This is a genomic window from Acetobacter sp. DmW_125128 (genome assembly GCF_008704325.1).
Lineage (GTDB): Bacteria > Pseudomonadota > Alphaproteobacteria > Acetobacterales > Acetobacteraceae > Acetobacter > Acetobacter oryzifermentans.
Genome location: NZ_VHOP01000019.1, coordinates 15,803 through 32,034, shown reverse-complemented (window position 1 = coordinate 32,034; position 16,232 = coordinate 15,803). Strand labels below are relative to the sequence as shown.

The 16,232-nt window shown below is 57.3% G+C and carries 17 protein-coding genes; 9 read left to right on the top strand and 8 right to left on the bottom strand.

Annotation, left to right across the window (positions count from 1 at the left end; all coding sequences use genetic code 11):
• From mtnC to FKW19_RS07790, 6 genes are all read right to left on the bottom strand, one after another.
• Positions 1–705 carry an acireductone synthase gene (gene mtnC, locus FKW19_RS07815; protein ID WP_089178733.1) on the bottom strand — a complete coding sequence of 235 codons (705 nt, stop codon included), beginning with the start codon at positions 703–705 and terminating at the stop codon, positions 1–3.
• 11 nt (positions 706–716) lie between these two features.
• A complete protein-coding gene (locus tag FKW19_RS07810) occupies positions 717–1,262 on the bottom strand; it encodes an acireductone dioxygenase (protein WP_089178732.1) in 546 nt (181 codons plus the stop codon).
• Positions 1,259–1,882 carry a methylthioribulose 1-phosphate dehydratase gene (locus FKW19_RS07805; protein WP_089178731.1) on the bottom strand — a complete coding sequence of 208 codons (624 nt, stop codon included), beginning with the start codon at positions 1,880–1,882 and terminating at the stop codon, positions 1,259–1,261. The genes FKW19_RS07810 and FKW19_RS07805 overlap by 4 nt, the downstream gene beginning before the upstream one ends.
• Positions 1,883–1,915: 33 nt before the next feature.
• Positions 1,916–2,173, bottom strand: coding sequence for a twin-arginine translocase TatA/TatE family subunit (locus FKW19_RS07800; RefSeq protein WP_004448930.1), 258 nt, complete (start codon positions 2,171–2,173; stop codon positions 1,916–1,918).
• Between the two features lie 129 nt (positions 2,174–2,302).
• A complete protein-coding gene (locus FKW19_RS07795) occupies positions 2,303–2,761 on the bottom strand; it encodes a CHAP domain-containing protein (RefSeq protein WP_063353728.1) in 459 nt (152 codons plus the stop codon).
• On the bottom strand, positions 2,758–3,417 hold the full coding sequence (locus tag FKW19_RS07790) for a RecX family transcriptional regulator (protein WP_063353727.1): 660 nt from the start codon (positions 3,415–3,417) through the stop codon (positions 2,758–2,760). The genes FKW19_RS07795 and FKW19_RS07790 overlap by 4 nt, the downstream gene beginning before the upstream one ends.
• Before the next feature lie 238 nt (positions 3,418–3,655).
• Between FKW19_RS07790 and FKW19_RS07785 the strand changes: the two genes are divergently transcribed.
• The 7 genes from FKW19_RS07785 (at position 3,656) to FKW19_RS07755 (ending at position 12,275) form a co-directional block, all read left to right on the top strand.
• Positions 3,656–4,864: an aspartate aminotransferase family protein gene (locus FKW19_RS07785; protein WP_150150554.1), complete on the top strand. Its 1,209-nt coding sequence runs from the start codon at positions 3,656–3,658 to the stop codon at positions 4,862–4,864.
• An 11-nt stretch (positions 4,865–4,875) separates the two neighbouring features.
• Positions 4,876–5,862 (top strand): ornithine carbamoyltransferase, encoded by a 987-nt coding sequence (gene argF, locus FKW19_RS07780; RefSeq protein ID WP_089178729.1) that lies wholly within the window; start codon positions 4,876–4,878, stop codon positions 5,860–5,862.
• A 4-nt stretch (positions 5,863–5,866) separates the two neighbouring features.
• On the top strand, positions 5,867–6,184 hold the full coding sequence (locus FKW19_RS07775) for a hypothetical protein (RefSeq protein WP_006116271.1): 318 nt from the start codon (positions 5,867–5,869) through the stop codon (positions 6,182–6,184).
• 123 nt (positions 6,185–6,307) lie between these two features.
• Entirely contained in the window at positions 6,308–7,258 is a 951-nt protein-coding gene (locus FKW19_RS07770) for an Hsp33 family molecular chaperone HslO (protein ID WP_006116272.1), read from the top strand.
• 92 nt (positions 7,259–7,350) lie between these two features.
• Entirely contained in the window at positions 7,351–8,352 is a 1,002-nt protein-coding gene (locus tag FKW19_RS07765; RefSeq protein WP_238331264.1) for a hypothetical protein, read from the top strand.
• 98 nt (positions 8,353–8,450) lie between these two features.
• Complete coding sequence (gene hrpB / locus FKW19_RS07760) at positions 8,451–11,018, top strand: ATP-dependent helicase HrpB (protein ID WP_089178727.1); 2,568 nt, start codon at positions 8,451–8,453, stop codon at positions 11,016–11,018.
• Between the two features lie 138 nt (positions 11,019–11,156).
• A complete protein-coding gene (locus FKW19_RS07755) occupies positions 11,157–12,275 on the top strand; it encodes a S1C family serine protease (protein WP_006116276.1) in 1,119 nt (372 codons plus the stop codon).
• Positions 12,276–12,293: 18 nt separating this feature from the next.
• Here FKW19_RS07755 and FKW19_RS07750 read toward each other — a convergent pair whose 3' ends face one another.
• Entirely contained in the window at positions 12,294–13,148 is an 855-nt protein-coding gene (locus FKW19_RS07750; RefSeq protein WP_089178726.1) for an aldo/keto reductase, read from the bottom strand.
• A 106-nt stretch (positions 13,149–13,254) separates the two neighbouring features.
• On the opposite strand from FKW19_RS07750, the gene FKW19_RS07745 reads away from it, so the two are divergent.
• Positions 13,255–13,701: a DNA polymerase III subunit chi gene (locus FKW19_RS07745; protein WP_006116279.1), complete on the top strand. Its 447-nt coding sequence runs from the start codon at positions 13,255–13,257 to the stop codon at positions 13,699–13,701.
• Positions 13,702–13,762: 61 nt separating this feature from the next.
• On the opposite strand, the gene FKW19_RS07740 is transcribed toward FKW19_RS07745, so the two are convergent.
• Complete coding sequence (locus tag FKW19_RS07740; protein WP_035354254.1) at positions 13,763–15,247, bottom strand: leucyl aminopeptidase; 1,485 nt, start codon at positions 15,245–15,247, stop codon at positions 13,763–13,765.
• A 144-nt stretch (positions 15,248–15,391) separates the two neighbouring features.
• On the opposite strand from FKW19_RS07740, the gene cysQ reads away from it, so the two are divergent.
• A complete protein-coding gene (cysQ, locus tag FKW19_RS07735) occupies positions 15,392–16,162 on the top strand; it encodes a 3'(2'),5'-bisphosphate nucleotidase CysQ (protein WP_170315309.1) in 771 nt (256 codons plus the stop codon).
• Positions 16,163–16,232 lie beyond the last annotated feature (70 nt).

The following is a 16,232-nucleotide window of genomic DNA, read 5'->3' as shown; positions in this document are numbered from 1 at the left end:
TTATGCTCCTTCCGGCAGGCCGAACATCTGCCCCGCCTGCGGCAGAGATTGCGCTACAGGGTGGGTGGTACCTGCCACCGTACCATCTTCCGGGCGGGCAATCTGGCATACACGCAAACCAGCTTGGGCTGCTGCATCCAATTCTGCCACCACATCGGACAGAAACAGCACATCCTGCCCCTGCCAGCCACTTTGTTCCAGAATATGGCGATAACTTTGTGCGCTTTTCTTACCACCAACGCGCAGATCAAAAAACGCGCTGAAAAGCGAGGTCAGGTTCCCCTGCTCGGTATAGCCATAAATCAGCTTCTGCGCGGCTTCGGAGCCAGAGGAATACACTGCAAGCGTAAGGCCTGCGGCTTTCCATGCCTTTAAGGTAGGCTCAACATCCGAGTAAAGCTGGGCTTCCAGCTCCCCTTTTTCATAACCCTGCTGCCAGCACAGGCCTTGCAGGCTTTTAAGCGGGGCAACTTTGGCATCTTGCGCCATCCAGCGTTCAAGCTGCTCCAGCGGGGGCACGCCGGGGGCTTCTTGGGCAATCTGTGCCAATGCTTCCTGCACCACTGGGTTTTCGTGCTGTTCCAGCAATGCGGGCAGGTGTTTGCGCGCGTAGGGAAACAGCACTTTATGCACAAAAGCCACTGGCAGGGTGGTGCCTTCAATATCCAGCAGCACCATGCGCGGAGGAATCCGAGTATCGGCCATTATGCCCTCAATCAGTTTTCGTAAGATGGAAACTGCCGGGCAATATCGGTGCCTGTATAGCGGGCTACCCAGCCTTCCTTGTGTGTGAAAATACGCAGCGTGACCATATCTGGCTCTGGCCCGGCATCAAACCAGTGCTTTGTGCCTTCAGGCACAGAAATCAGATCGGTTTGCGTGCATTCCACATCGTAAACATAGCCAGCAATGTGCAGGATGAAGTGCCCGCTGCCATGCACAAAAAAGCGGATTTCATCTTCACTATGCGTATGTTCGGACAAGAACTTGTCCCGCAAGGCCTCTCTGTTAGGCGTAGAAGGGCTAACACGCAGCACATCGGCAGAGCCTGCGCCGGTTTCACCCATCAGCTTGTCCAGAAATGGGCCATACACATCCAGCACGGCCTGTTCGTCCGCATCCCTTGGGGGAATCTGTGGGCCTTCCCAACGCTCAAACCGCACACCTAGCGGGGCCAGAACGCGCGCCATTTCTGCCGGATCCTGCGTTTGCAGCACGGGGAGTTCGGGGGTGGTATCTTTGTAAATTGTCAGGGAACTCATACGTGCAGCTTCCTTCGCTCAAGCGCGCAGGCCAGCAGGAACTCCAGCCCCTCCAACCGCGCAAGGGCGGTGGGCATATCCTTGCCCCACACATACACACCGTGGCCTCGGATAATGTAGCCCGCTGGCATATCCCTACCAAAAAACGGTTCCACAACTTCCGCCAGCCGCGCAATGTCCTGATCGTTCTCAAACAAGGGCACCTGCACGGATGTTTCGTGCGTGGTCTGCCCTTCAAACACTTTCAGAACTTCGTAGTCCGCCAGTGTAAGTGCGGCTGTTTCTTCCTCCATAGACAGAACAGTGGAGGCCACGGAATGCCCGTGCAGCACTGCGCCCACATGGGGGAAGTAGCGGTAAATCTGGCAATGCAGCAGCGTTTCCGCACTGGGCCGATTTTCCGGGCTATGCGGTTTGCCCTGCATATCCACAGTAATTACGTCTGCGGCTTGCAAAAAGCCTTTGTGGCAACCTGAGCGCGTAATGGCTATGCGGCCATCCGCCAGCCTGCGGCTGATATTACCTGCCGTTGCAGGCACCCACCCGCGCTGATCCATACGCTGTCCGGCAAGCAGAATATCCTGCACGGCACGGGCAAAATCCGTAACGGTTTGATCCATGGCGTTATCTGCCCGTCTTAAACTGCCAGCGCCTTACGGCTGGACAGATTTATCCGCTGGTGCAGCCGTGCGCTGCTCCACTGTGGAAGATGCAGGAGGTGGGGCAATATGCCCGTTGCCGGGGCGTGCCGTGCCATCATCCATCGGTTCATCATCCGCCATGTGCTTCTTGAAGGATTTGATGCCCTTGGCCATATCGCCCATCAGCGAGCTGATCTTGCCGCCACCGCCAAAAACAACAAGCACAACTACAAGCACGATCAGCCAGTGCCAGATACTCAAGCTACCCATCAAACCAGTCCCCTACACTTGCATTACGCGCCCAAAATGAGCGTGTGCTGCACATCCTTAGTTTGTACATGATGGCGGAAACACTTTCTTGCAAGTTTTTCCTTACGCGGCCTACCCGCCTATTGGGTGCTAACTGCCACCCGTGCCCGTTGGTTCAATAAAGCCATAAACCGGATAAACCGTTTTGCCCATGGCATGAATGGGGCTCCACCACACGCGCACACGTGTCCAGTTATTATTAGGGGAAACATCAACAACAGGAGCATGGCGCGTGACTTGCCCCGGCTCCCAATTGGCATGGTCCACCAACACCAGGCGTGAATTCCGCACTTGTTTCACAACAGAAACATGGCCTGACGGCAGCCTACCGGTAGACCGAAACACCAGAACATCCCCGGCGCGGGGCGAGGATGTGCGGCTATATTGCCCCTGCGCTTCCCCCCACCAACTTGCCGCAGCACCCCGCAGGTTTATGGCGGAGTGTTCCCGCGCATAGGGCGCGCACTGCACAGATCCATTCCAACTTCCACGCCCACCCGCACAGGCAGCAAGTACTAAAGGCAGAATAAGAACAAGGCTACGCTTCACGATTCGGCCCTCAAACGTTGCATCCAGTCCTCCGCTTCTGCGGGAGACATATCCAAAACCTGTTCCGCCACATCCCGCGCATAGCCCGCGCGGGCCAGTACACCCAGCGCCTTGTGCCTGCGGGCAAGAGCCTGCTCACTCTCCACCTCATCATCCGCAACATAAGGCGTGGCAAATGGCCCCATCCTGCGCTTGCGGGCCAGAACCAGCGCCGCACATAACTCCCTTTGCGCAGGAGAAAACCCTTCCACCGCATCCTGCAAGGCGGCATCGCGCAGATCAGCCTCCACGCCGCGTGCGGCCAGATGCGCCTGCACCGCACGGCCAGATCGGCCAGACCGCACCAACCTGCGCGCGCGGGATGTGGCAAAACTGGCATCGTCCACAGCGCCAAGGCGCACCATTTCTTCTGATATTTCAGCCACCACGGGGCGCAGCGCCTGCACGGCTTCGGCCACTTCTTCCGTATCTGCCCCGGCTTTAAGGGCCTGTTTCTCCCACCGCGCAATGCGGCGCAAAAGCACTTGTTCCAACCCGTGGCGCGTGGTGCCAAACCGTGCCAGATGCGCCAACGCGGCCTCTCGCAACACGCGACGATCAAGCTGCGGAAACCCCGATGATGTGTGGGCAGATGAAAAAGAACCAGAATGCATCATCCCTCTTTCTTACCCACTCCTTGCGTGTAGGAAAATACGCAACGGGCCATGCCGCGCATGTTGCGTATGCAGAATTTTTTCACACAGAATATTTGACTTTAATCTGCACAAAAGGCCATGATACGCCCGCAATACGGGCCGCCCGCTCACCTTATATCAAGGCAGCGGGCGTTTTTCGTTCTGCATTCCACTTCTCACCTTGCAGGTTCAACAACCGCCAACACAAAGACCAGATTCCATGATTTCTGCCCTGATGCCGACATACAAGCGCGCTGATCTCGCCTTTGAGCGGGGAGAAGGCTCCTGGCTGCAAACGTCGGACGGGCGACGATTCCTGGACTTTGCTGCGGGTATTGCCACGTGCTCTATCGGCCACGCACACCCCAAGATGGTGGAAGCCATTAGCACACAGGCCGCAAAGGTGATGCACGTTTCCAACCTGTTCCAGATTCCGCAAGCGGAAAAACTGGCCCGCAGGCTGGTGGAACATTCCTTTGCCGATAGCGTGTTCTTCTGCAATTCCGGCGCAGAAGCCAACGAAGGCATGGTGAAGATGGCGCGCCGCGCCCAAATGATGGCAGGCCACCCCGAACGCACAGATATTATCTGCATGGATGGGGCTTTTCATGGCCGCACGCTGGCTATGCTGTCCGCCACAGGCAACCCCAAATATCTGGAAGGCTTTGGTGAGCCTGTAAAAGGCTTTCTGCACGTTCCGTTTAACGATATCGAAGCCGTAAAAGCCGCCATTACCCCCAATACCGCAGCCGTGATGCTGGAGCCTATTCAGGGTGAAAGCGGTATCAAGGTGGCCAGCCCGGAATATCTGCAAGCCCTGCGCGCATTGTGCGATGAAACCGGCGTGCTGCTGGTGCTAGATGAAGTGCAGTGTGGCGTGGGCCGCACAGGCCGCCTGTTTGCGCATGAATGGGCAGGCATTAAGCCGGATATTATCAGCACAGCCAAAGGTTTGGGTGGGGGCTTCCCCATTGGGGCTATCCTTACCACGGGAACCATTGCCAAGGCCATGACACCGGGCACACATGCCACCACATTTGGCGGCAACCCGCTGGCCTGTGCGGCTGGTAACGCTGTGTTGGATGTTATTCTGGCCCCCGGCTTTTTGGATCAGGTTTGCGCCCGCGCGGCCCTGCTGGATGAACTGCTGGATAGCCTTGTGGCAGATGCACCAGATATTTTTGCCCAGCGCCGTGGCCTTGGCCTGCTGATTGGCCTGCGCTGCGTGCCCGCAGTGGGCGATGTGCAGGGTGCCGCGCAGGATGCGGGCCTTTTGTGTGTTACGGCGGGCGATAACGTGCTGCGCGTGGTGCCACCGCTTACTGTTTCCGAAGAAGAATGCCGCCAAGCTGTGGCTCTGCTGGCGCAGGCTGTCAGCACCATCAGAAAAAATCATAACAACAAAACAGTTCTGGAGCCAACAGCGTGAGCGCCGCCAATATGACCACTGCCCTGCCTTCTGCCTCTTTGGCTACGCCACGCCATTTTCTGGATCTGAAAGATCTGGATGCCGCCACATTGCGCCAGATTCTGGATGTAGCCGCCAGCATGAAGCGCATGCAGCAGAACCGTCGGTTTCCGCTGCACCCACGCCAGCCGCTGGCCGGGCGGCAGTTGGGGCTTATCCTTTCCAAGCCTTCCACCCGCACGCGTGTTTCTTTCGAAGTGGGTATTCGCCAGCTTGGGGGCGATGCCGTGGTGCTCAGCCCGCAGGAAATGCAGATTGGCCGAGGTGAAAGCATTGCCGATACGGCCCGTGTGCTCTCCCGCTTTGTAGATGCCATTATGCTGCGCACGGGCAACACAAAAACCCTGCACGAACTGGCACAATGGAGCACGGTGCCTGTTATCAATGGTCTTACACCTCATTCTCACCCGGTGCAGATTCTCGCCGATATCATGACATTTGAGGAACACCGCGGCCCTGTGCGTGGGCGCACCTTTGCGTGGACGGGGGATGGCAACAACGTGCTGGTTTCCCTTATTGAAGGGGCCGTGCGTTTTGGCTTTGCCCTGCGTGCCGCCACCCCCGCAGACATGAAGCCCCCGCAGGATGTGCTGGACTGGGCCCGTGCCGAAGGCGGTGATGTGGAATGGACGATAGACCCCAAAGCTGCCGTAAAAGGCGCAGATTGCGTGGTGACGGATACATGGATCAGCATGTCCGATTCACCCAAGGAAGCCGCCAGCCGCATGAGCAAGCTGGAACCCTACCGCGTAAATGCAGATTTAATGGCCCTTGCTGCGCCAGAAGCCCTGTTCATGCACTGCCTGCCTGCCCATATAGGAGAGGAAGTGACCAAGGACGTGTTTGAAGGCCCGCATTCTGTGGTGTTTGATGAGGCAGAAAACCGCCTTCATGCCCAGAAAGGCGTGCTGGCATGGACAATGGGCGGCACAAACTGGACCTCTTTCGGCAAGGAATAAGCACATGAGCGGCACAGACAGAACAGTTTCCATGACATCTACCGAAGATACACCCGCCACCCCCGGTTGGGTGGAAAGCAGTCTGGACGCTATTCTGGCTACGTTGCCGTTTCCGGCAGAAAAGCTGGCATCGTTCCGTAACTCTTATCTGGATTGTCTGGCTGGCTGTGGCCGCACGGAAGATCTGGATAGCGAGCACGATGCCTGCCGCAAGGGTTTGCTGCTTGCGCTCAAGGAAGGCTTGAACATGGATTCAGAAACCGGCCGCGCCCTTGAACAGAAGCTGGAAAAGCTGGAACTGGATATTTCCGCAGGGGCGTAACCCCCTGCTTTTCGCTTTTTCCTTTTTGTCCGCCTGAAAAGCACCCTCCGAGTCCGCACGCATCAGGCGCATGTTCTTGATATTCCCGTATTCTTGATGGACTCAGGACAAACTTAAATTCCCATGGAAAAACCTGCTTTTCTTGACCGTGATCGCCCAGATGTGCCCGATTTGGTGGTGCCCGGTGGTGTAACACCTTTTTATCTGGCTGGTCGGCCCGTGCGTGGTCGGCTGGTGCGTTTGGGCGTGCTGGCGGATACGCTGCTCACACGGCATGATCACCCAGCCCCCGTTACCCGCCTTGCTGGCAAGGCGTTAGCACTGGTGGCGGCTTTGGCTTCGGCACTGAAGTTTCAAGGGTCTTTCTCGCTCCAGATAAAGGGCGATGGCCCTGTTTCCATGCTGGTGGCAGACTGCACCAACACTGGTGCCCTGCGCTTTTACGCCCGCACGGATGATGAAGCGCTGGAAACCCTGCTGGCCGAAACACCCAAACCCACAGACCGCGAACTGCTGGGCGATGGTTATATGGCCCTTACGGTGGACCAAGGGCCAGAGATGGACCGCCATCAGGGTATTGTGGAAATTGCGGGGGATGACCTGTCTGCAATGGCCATGCATTACTTTGCCAGCAGTGAACAGCACGCCTGTTGGATTATGCTTGCCTGCCAGATGACCGATGCAGGCTGGCGCGCAGGCGGCCTGATACTGGAACGCATTGCGGGCGAAGGCGGCAGCCACGTGGTGGAAGATGAAGCCGCAGAGGCAAGCTGGGAAACAGCCACCATTCTGGCAGACACGCTTTCCACCAAGGAACTGCTGGACGATAGCCTGCCAACATTGCAGCTTCTGCACCGGCTTTTCCATGAAGAAGACCTGCATGTCAGCCAGCCACGGGCTTTGGCCTTTGGGTGCCGCTGCTCCCGCGCACGGTTGGCCAATGTGCTGGAAACCTTCCCTCAAGATGATCTGGACCACATGTGCCAAGATGACGGGAACATCGTGATGACATGCGAATTCTGTAATGTAGATTTCCGCTTTGCGCGCAAAAATATTGCCACGCAGACGCAGTAAAAAGCATCAAAGTTTGCCAGCAGGGCCATAAGCGCAATATCTTAAGGCGCTGCTGGTATAAGGTCTTTGCCAAAAGGCAGGCATTTTTGAGAATGTCAGATAAAGTTTACAAGAGGTTTTGCGCCATGATGCTGTTTTCCCGCATGCGCCTTTCTGGCCTAACAGCCGCGCTGCTGTTTCCTGCCCTGCTGGCAGGCTGCGCGGATCAGAAGCAGCCTACGCAGTTTGCACCGCTGCGCTATGATAACCTCAGCCAGATCAACCTCAACGTAAATACCCTGACATTGGTGGATAACACTGCAACCCACCCGGTTGCGGGCGATATCGGCTATAAATCCCCCACCCCGCCCGTGCAGGCCCTGCGCCAAATGGTGCAGGACAGGCTGGCCGCCAAAGGGGGCATTACCAGCGCCAATTCCGCCCAGTTTGTAATTGATCGGGCTTCTATCCTGCACGAACCCGGCGGCACGCTACAGGGCCAGATAGATGTGCATCTGGATATCCTTAACCCCGATGGCAGCAAAACCGCGCATACAGAAGCCCACGCCACCCAGAGCCTGCACCCAGACCCCACAGAGGATACGGAAAGCCAAGCCAACCTGTACAACGTAACCAAAGGGATGATGGACAGCATCAATACCGAATTGGATACACAGGTACATCGCTCCTTGGGTAAATGGCTAGTGGATGCCGGAGGTATGCCGGTAGATGGCGCCATTCAGGCCCAGCCCCTTACGTCTGGTTCAGATACTGGCACAACAGATGCCACCACGGGGGCTGCTGCCGGTGCTACAAGTGCTGGTGCTACGCAAGAAGCGCTTTCTCCCGTTTCTGCGGCTAAAACCGGCCAGGCGACATCCCCCGTAACGGTGCCGGAAAACGCGCCTATTGTTGCGCCTTCCACAGATGCCACAACGCCTTCTTCCACCAGCACAACGGAAACCAAGCCTGCCGCAGCCACCAAAGTGCAGGACAGTGAACCCAACGCCATTTTCCCGGCGGGTGAGGATGATGATTCGTCCTCCGGTTCATCTTCTACAAAGGCCACGTCTCCCAAAGCGGGCTATCTCAAGCTGCCATCGCAGCCTCAATAAGGCTGTTTCCTCAGCAAAGCGCCTTAATTTCTGGCGCATATAGCCCCCACCGCCACGTAATATTGCACTGCGGCGGTGGGGTCGCCATAAAGCATGGCATGACTGCTTCTGCCCCTAGCCTGAACCCGTTTTCCATTGCGCAGGGCCTGCCTGTGCAGGATGTACTGCCAGAACTCTGCGCGGCACTGGCTCAAAACCCCACAGCAGACCATCCGGCATCGGCCATTTTAGTAGCGCCTCCGGGGGCAGGTAAAACCACATCTGTTCCACCCGTGTTGGCAGCAGCAGCATGGCGCGCCCCGTCTGATAAAATCATCATGCTAGAACCACGCAGGCTGGCAGCCCGCGCCGCCGCCCAACGCATTGCATCGCTGATGGGGGAAGATGTTGGCGGTTTTGTTGGGTTCCGCACCCGCTTAGATTCTGCTGTTTCAGACCGCACCCGTATTGAGGTGCTGACAGAAGGCTTGTTCCTGCGCCGTCTGCTGGGTGACCCCATGCTGGAAGGCGTAGCCTGCGTTATTCTGGACGAAGTGCACGAACGCTCATTGGATGCAGATCTGGCGCTGGCTTTCTGTCTGGATCTACAACGCACTTTGCGGCCTGATCTGCGGCTTGTGGCCATGTCTGCCACAGCGGAAACAGAACGCCTTGCCGCGCTGATGAATGCCCCTGTGCTAACAAGCGAAGGGCGGATGTTCCCGCTTACTGTCCACCATGCCAAGCACGATATTCCCAGCCTGCGCGATATTGCCACCGCCACGGCAACAGGTGTGCGGCAAGCCCTGGCTGAAACAGAAGGTGATATCCTCACCTTTCTGCCTGGCACAGGAGAAATCCGCCGGGTCATGCAACTTTTAGAAACCTTACCCGCCACGGTGCTGCCCCTGCATGGTGAACTCCACCCAGCAGAACAGGCCCGCGTGCTGCGCCCCGGAAATGAGGGCGAACGGCGGATTATTTTGGCCACTTCCATTGCCGAAACATCCCTTACCGTGCCCGGCGTGCGCGTTGTGGTGGATTGCGGCTTCCGCCGTGTGCCACGGTTTGATGCCGGGGCCGGGCTTTCCCGGCTGGATACGGTGCGTATTTCCAAAGCAGCCGCCCGGCAACGCGCTGGCCGTGCAGGACGAGAAGCGCCGGGTGTGGCCTACTGCCTATGGTCTGCCCACACGGAACGCGCTTTGCCCCAGCATGACAGGCCAGAAATTCTGGAAGCTGATCTGTCTGATTTTGTGCTGGCAACCGCCTTATGGGCAGATACGGTGGGCTCCGCCGATACGCCGCTTCCGCTGCCAGATCAGCCACCCGGCAGCGCGGTAGCCGCCGCAAAGGAATTGCTGATTTTGCTGGGTGCGCTGGATGATGCTGGCAAGATTACAAAACTTGGCCGCAACATGGCCGATTTGGGCACGCACCCACGCCTTGCCGCCATGATGCTGGCAGCCCGCACGGCAGAGGAAGCCGCACTGGCAGCAGACCTAGCAGCCCTGCTGGAAGAGCGTGACCCCCTGCGCCCACGCGCTGCCGGGCGTGGTGGGCCGCCACCTATTCCGCCCGCAGATATTACCCTCCGGCTGGATCTGATTGCAGGGGAAGATAACAACCCGCAGGCAGACCGTGGCGCTTTGGCCCGTATTCGGCAGGCTGCCGCACGTTTTCGCACCCGTATGGGGCTAAAAGCCCGCCACCCGGCAGCGGGGGATGCCGCAGCCCTTCTGGCCGCTGGCTTTCCTGATCGGGTTGCCTTGTGCCGGGGAGATATAGGCAGTTACCGCATGGCCAATGGCAGCAATGCCCGCCTGCGCCGAGATGACGGACTGGCAAAACACAAGCTACTGGCTGTAGCAGGCCTGCACCTGCGCACTGCTGCCGAAATACGCATGGCGGCCCCATTGGAAAGCAACGCCCTGCCCCCAGCCCTGCTGGAGCGCACGCGTGAGCAGGTTGAAACCACGCTGGACCCTGTATCGGGCAATATCATGGCCCGCAGGCGCACCCGCATTGGCTGCCTTGTGCTGCGAGACCGCACAGAAAAAGTAAAACCGGAAGATGCAGGCCCGCTCCTGCTGGCTCAGGCCAAGGAAGCGCCAGAAACTACACTCAACTGGTCAGATGCCGTGCGGCAGCTTCAGGCGCGGGTAGAACTGGCCCGCACCTTGCCCGATGGCGCCGGTATGGAAGAAGGCTGGCCAGATTTTTCCTCCACAGCCCTTGCTGGCTGTATGGATGAATGGCTGACCCCATATGTTGAAGGCTGCACATCCATCACCGCATTACGGGAATTGAATATACTCAACCTGCTCCGCACTTATTTGGGTTACGCCCGCACAAACTGGTTGGATAAGGAACTGCCAACCACCCTGCCCTTCCCCGGCGGTGTGGCAGAGGTGGATTATACGCAGCCCGTGCCTGTGGCCTCGGCCCGTGCCCAAACCTTTTATGGCACGGCACAAACGCCCAAATTAGCTGGGGGGCGCGTGCCGTTGCGGCTGGCATTACTTTCTCCCGCAGGGCGGCCTCAGGCCATTACGGCGGATCTGGCGGGCTTTTGGCAAGGGGGATGGGCAGATATGCGGCGCGATATGCGCGGGCGTTACCCCAAGCACGAATGGCCAGAAAACCCCGCTTTGGCCCCAGCGCGGCCACGCGCCAAACGCAGCTAGAAGATATGGGCGTGGCGGAAACAACACCCTACCGCCATAAAAACGTACCAGATCAAAGGCAAACACGTATAGCCGGTTGCATAAAGCAGATAATCCGGGCCACAAGTTTGTAATGTCTGGAGCTTTATTGCCATTTCCATGAAGATGCTTCTACGGAACCTGCCTGCACTGGCCGTAGCCTGCTTTTCCCTTCAGGAAACAGGCGCGCATTACTCAGCACAGGCTGCAACACTCCCGACATTCGAGCCTGCTGTACCGCTTGTTTCTGGCGGCCCTATCAGCTTTGCGCCTTTGGTGCGCAAGGTTGTGCCCGCTGTTGTTAATATTTCCGTTACGCGAGATTCCGATACCAGCGCCAAACACAAGCTGCCATCCACCGTGAAAGGCACCCCACTGGAAAAGCGCTACCGCGAACGCATGCGCCGCCATCAGGATGAACTTCTTGGGGCAGGTTCGGGCTTTATTATAGACCCCGAAGGCACCATTGTGACAAATGGCCACGTGGTGGAAGATGCAGATAAAATTACCGTTGCCCTTGCGAGTGGTAAGGAATTTACCGCCACGCTGGCAGGCATAGATAACCTAACGGATATTGCCGTTATCAAAATCAGATCCCCACAGCCTCTGCCCTATGTCACATGGGGTGATAGCAGACAGGTGCAGGTGGGAGATTGGATTATGGCTGCGGGCAACCCGTTTGGCTTGGGCTCATCTGTTACCGCTGGTATTGTTTCAGCCCGTGGGCGCGATATTGGCACCAGCCCGTTTGATGATTTTCTGCAACTGGATGCCCCCATAAACCCCGGCAATTCTGGCGGCCCCACGTTTAATCTTGCCGGGCAGGTGGTGGCGCTCAACACCGCCATTGTTTCCCCCACAGGCGGATCTGTAGGGCTTGGATTTTCCATCCCCTCCGAAATTGTTATCCCCATTGTGGAAACACTGCGGCAGGCCGGGCATATTGAACGCGGCTGGCTGGGCGCCACGCTGGAAGATATTATGACCCATAATGGCACGCAGGTTACAGAAGTGGATCGCAACGGCCCCGCAGCCAAGGGTGGGCTGAAAAAAGGCGATATCATTGTGGGCATGAACAATGAGCACGTAGAAACCGCACGCGCCATGATACGCGCCGTGGCTTCTGCCAAGCCGGGGCTGGATGCACAGTTAAACGTATTACGTAATAACCAGCCAATAACCCTTACCATCCACATTGGCCGCCGCCCTAAATGGGAGGACGGCAACGGGGGCAAATAGCCCCCACGCTCCGGCTTTTTAGATCATTTCCAGTGGTGTTTTTTTGGTAGGCGGCGGAAACGCTGCATCCAACTGCGCCAGATCCTGCTCTGTTAATTCAAGATCTCGCGCAGCCAAATTCTGCTTCATGTGCTCGTGCGAGGCAGCTTTGGGAATAGCCAGTACGTTGTTCTGGTGTAGCACCCATGCCAACGCAATTTGTGCCGGTGTAGCCGGGCCAACCACCGTACTGTGCCTGCTGGCAATATCTGCCAGAACCGGGCTTTTAAGCAGTTCCTGCCCCTGCCCGATGGGGGAATACGCCATGGTAACAATCTTGCGCCGATAATCCGTTTTCAGCAGATCATATTCCACGCCGCGATGTTCCAGATTATAAAGCACCTGGTTGGCAACACATTCCCCAATGCGGGAACAGCCATCCAGTTCATACACATCATCCGTATCAAAGTTTGAAACACCCCAATGGCGAATCAAGCCTTCTTTTTGCAGCTTCTTGAATGCGTCTATCGTTTCGCCCAACGGCACACCGCCCCGCCAGTGCAGAAGGTACAGGTCTATCCAATCTGTTCCCAAACGGCGCAAAGATTTCCGGCAACTTTCCGCCACACCTTGGCTAGATGCGTTTGAGGGCAATACTTTGGTAACCAGAAAAACCTTTTTGCGGTAGGGATAGATGGCCTCACCCACCACACTTTCGGAGCGGCCATTGCCGTACATTTCGGCTGTATCCACCACCTGCACACCGTTCAGCACGGCATAGCGCAGGCTTTCCACTTCCTCTGGCCAACGGGCGGGTTCTTCACCCATATTCCATGTGCCTACCCCTAAAGCGGGTAGAACAGTACCATCGGCCAGCGTTACTGTGTTTGCCATTGCGCCGGTTCTCCTTTGCAAAACAGACGGCTTATCTGCCTGTTAATTTTCTAAACGCGCTCAATCAGCCTTCTGCCCGCAGGTAAGGCTGGATATACTAACACGTATGACACAGATTGGTTTTTACCACCTTACGCGCACAAGCGTGACCGAGGCACTGCCCAAACTGCTGGCCCGCACACTGGCCAGCGGGCAAAAAGCCGCTGTGTGGTGCGCCAGCAAACCCATGCTGGATGATCTGGATAAAACCTTGTGGAAGGTTACAACCCCAACATGGCTACCACATGGGCGCGAAGGTATTGCCTGCCCGGATTTGCAACCTATCTGGCTGAGTATGGGGGAAGATGCCCCCAATGCCGCACGCTTTCTCTTTTTGCTGGAAAACCGCAGCTTTCCCGATCTGGCAGATTTTGAACGGGTGTTTGACCTGTTTGACGGGCATGATGAGGAAGCCGTAGCCGCCGCGCGCACCCGCTGGAGTGCCGCCAAAGCCGCCGGGCATGAACTGGCTTATTGGCGGCAGGAAGAAAAAGGCTGGAAACGCGCCCGGTAAGTTCACCGTAACGCCCTTCCAGCCTTTGGTATCATGCCAACTGCTTTATATTACAGCGGATTCAGTCTTTTGGTTCGTATTCGTAGCCATCACGCACAAAGCGATCAAGCAGACGCACACCAAAGCCCGTAGCCCCTTTGGGCTGACCATTCTGCGCCTTGGATGCCCAAGCCACACCGGCAATATCCAGATGCGCCCAAGCTGTTTCACCCACAAAGCGCTTCAGGAACTGCGCTGCGGTAATGGAACCACCGGCACGGCCACCGCTGATGTTCTTCATATCCGCGATATCGGATTTTAGCTGGACATCATATTCCTTGCCCATGGGCATACGCCACAGCTTTTCACCCGCAAATGCGCCAGCATCTGCAAGGCCCGCTGCAAGCTGATCATTATTGGAGAACAGGCCTGCATATTCATGCCCAAGGCTAACAATAATAGCCCCGGTAAGCGTTGCCAGATCCACCATAATCTGTGGTGCAAAACGTTCACGCGCATACCAAAGAATATCTGCCAGCACCAAGCGGCCTTCGGCATCGGTGTTCAGCACTTCAATGGTCTGGCCAGAAGCACTGCGCACCACATCGCCCGGGCGCTGGGCGGTGCCGGACACCATGTTTTCTACCAGCCCCACAACACCAACAGCGTTCACCTTGGCTTTACGCCCGGCCAGTGCCGTCAGCAGGCCGGTTACCGTAGCGGCACCTGCCATATCCCACTTCATGTCTTCCATGCCAGCGGCAGGTTTGATGGAAATACCGCCGGAATCAAACGTTACACCCTTGCCAATAAAGGCCAGCGGGGCTTCATCCTTGTTGGCAGCACCATTCCAGCGCAGGATAACGGTGCGCGGTTCGTTCGCACTGCCCTGTGCCACACCCAGCAGCGCACCAAAGCCCAGCTTTTCCATGGCGGCGCGGTCCAGCACTTCCACTTCCAGCCCCAAGCTTTTTAATGTGGTGGCGCGCTCTGCAAATTCTACCGGATTCAACACGTTTGCAGGTTCGGTTACCAGATCACGCGTTAGCACCACACCACGGGCTACGGCAGAAAGAGAGGGCCATGCTTCATTTGCGGCATCTGCGTGGTCTGTCAGAACAGAAAGCACGGCAAGCCGATGGTTTTTGCTGGCATCTGGTGCGCCATGATACAGCCCAAAGTGGTAAGCCCCCAGCACAGCACCCTGTGCAGCGTGTGCGGCCAGCACGCCAGACAGATCACCCACTGCCAGCGTGGCCTGCTCATCCCGGCCAAGGTGAGATGCCGCTGCACCCCCAGCCTTTTCTGCGGCCCAGGCATCTACCGCTTCCGGCTTGCCAATGCCAATCAGCACCACGCGCTCAAACGCAGCAGATGGTGCCAGCACAACGCAGGCGGTGCCTTCCTTGCCTGTAAAATCATCCGCTTTGGCTGCACGGGTTAGCGCGCCATTGGTGGCTTTATCGGCTTCCTGAAAAATGGCAGAGCGCTTTTCCCCTTCCGGCACCAAAATGGCCAGAGCGCCACCGGCTGGCAGCGTAGCGGAAGAAAACTTGATCTGAAGCATGGTGTTTACTGCCCTTTCTGTAAACTCATTCTTCCTTGCGTACGTCTCCCCCGGCGGCTTGGCAATAGGAAGCCCGCGGGTGCATGACATGCGCTTGCAATTGTAGGCATGACGCAGCCCGCGTGCTGGCGTATGCTAGGCGGCATGACAAGCCATACCGATGCCGACCTTCTGGCCCTAGCCGCCAGACTGGCCGATGAAGCTGCTGAAATTATTCGTACAATTCGTGCGCGCGGCTTTGAAACCATAACCAAAACCGATTCTTCCCCCGTAACGGAGGCAGACCACGCAGCAGAAGCGCATATTCTGCGCGGCCTGCGGGCGGCAACGCCGGATATTCCCGTTATTGCGGAAGAAGAAGTGGCCGCTGGCAAACAGACCGCTGTAGCCCCCGCCTACTGGCTGGTGGACCCGCTGGATGGCACGCGTGAATTTGCCGCCGGGCGTGATGATTTTACCGTAAATATCGGTCTGGTGCGTGATGGCCAGCCGGTGTTGGGTGCAATGGCGCTGCCTGCTTACCATCAGCTTTACACAGGCGGTGTTGGTTTAGGCGCACACCGCACAGATAAAAACGGCACGCAGCCCATTCATGTGCGCAAAGCCCCGGCAGAAGGGCTGACTGTTCTGGCCTCTCGCCATCATGCGGATGATAAACGGCTGGCGGAATATCTAAACGGCCGCCCGGTGGCCAAGCTGGGCAATATTGGTTCTGCCGTAAAATTTGCCCGCGTGGCCGAAGGGCTGGTAGATTTGTACCCACGCCTTGGCCCCACCATGGAATGGGATACCGCAGCCCCGCAGGCTATTGTAGAAGCCGCTGGCGGAAATATTACGCTACTGGATGGATCTCCGCTGGTTTATGGCAAAACGGGCTGGAAAAATCCGCCATTTGTCTGTACCGGAACGCTGTAAACCCATTACGCTGCACTTTGGCCAACCTTATGCGCAGGCTGGCCAATGCAGCAAACAGGCCACCCCTTTG

Coding starts and splice junctions, on each gene's coding strand:
- FKW19_RS07810 (WP_089178732.1), bottom strand. CDS start 1,262: ATGAGTTCCCTGACAATTTACAAAGATACCACCCCCGAACTCCCCGTG.
- FKW19_RS07805 (WP_089178731.1), bottom strand. CDS start 1,882: ATGGATCAAACCGTTACGGATTTTGCCCGTGCCGTGCAGGATATTCTG.
- FKW19_RS07755 (WP_006116276.1), top strand. CDS start 11,157: ATGAAGATGCTTCTACGGAACCTGCCTGCACTGGCCGTAGCCTGCTTT.
- FKW19_RS07775 (WP_006116271.1), top strand. CDS start 5,867: ATGAGCGGCACAGACAGAACAGTTTCCATGACATCTACCGAAGATACA.
- FKW19_RS07800 (WP_004448930.1), bottom strand. CDS start 2,173: ATGGGTAGCTTGAGTATCTGGCACTGGCTGATCGTGCTTGTAGTTGTG.
- argF (WP_089178729.1), top strand. CDS start 4,876: ATGACCACTGCCCTGCCTTCTGCCTCTTTGGCTACGCCACGCCATTTT.
- FKW19_RS07765 (WP_238331264.1), top strand. CDS start 7,351: ATGTCAGATAAAGTTTACAAGAGGTTTTGCGCCATGATGCTGTTTTCC.
- FKW19_RS07745 (WP_006116279.1), top strand. CDS start 13,255: ATGACACAGATTGGTTTTTACCACCTTACGCGCACAAGCGTGACCGAG.
- cysQ (WP_170315309.1), top strand. CDS start 15,392: ATGACAAGCCATACCGATGCCGACCTTCTGGCCCTAGCCGCCAGACTG.
- FKW19_RS07740 (WP_035354254.1), bottom strand. CDS start 15,247: ATGCTTCAGATCAAGTTTTCTTCCGCTACGCTGCCAGCCGGTGGCGCT.
- FKW19_RS07770 (WP_006116272.1), top strand. CDS start 6,308: ATGGAAAAACCTGCTTTTCTTGACCGTGATCGCCCAGATGTGCCCGAT.
- mtnC (WP_089178733.1), bottom strand. CDS start 705: ATGGCCGATACTCGGATTCCTCCGCGCATGGTGCTGCTGGATATTGAA.
- FKW19_RS07790 (WP_063353727.1), bottom strand. CDS start 3,417: ATGATGCATTCTGGTTCTTTTTCATCTGCCCACACATCATCGGGGTTT.
- hrpB (WP_089178727.1), top strand. CDS start 8,451: ATGACTGCTTCTGCCCCTAGCCTGAACCCGTTTTCCATTGCGCAGGGC.
- FKW19_RS07785 (WP_150150554.1), top strand. CDS start 3,656: ATGATTTCTGCCCTGATGCCGACATACAAGCGCGCTGATCTCGCCTTT.
- FKW19_RS07750 (WP_089178726.1), bottom strand. CDS start 13,148: ATGGCAAACACAGTAACGCTGGCCGATGGTACTGTTCTACCCGCTTTA.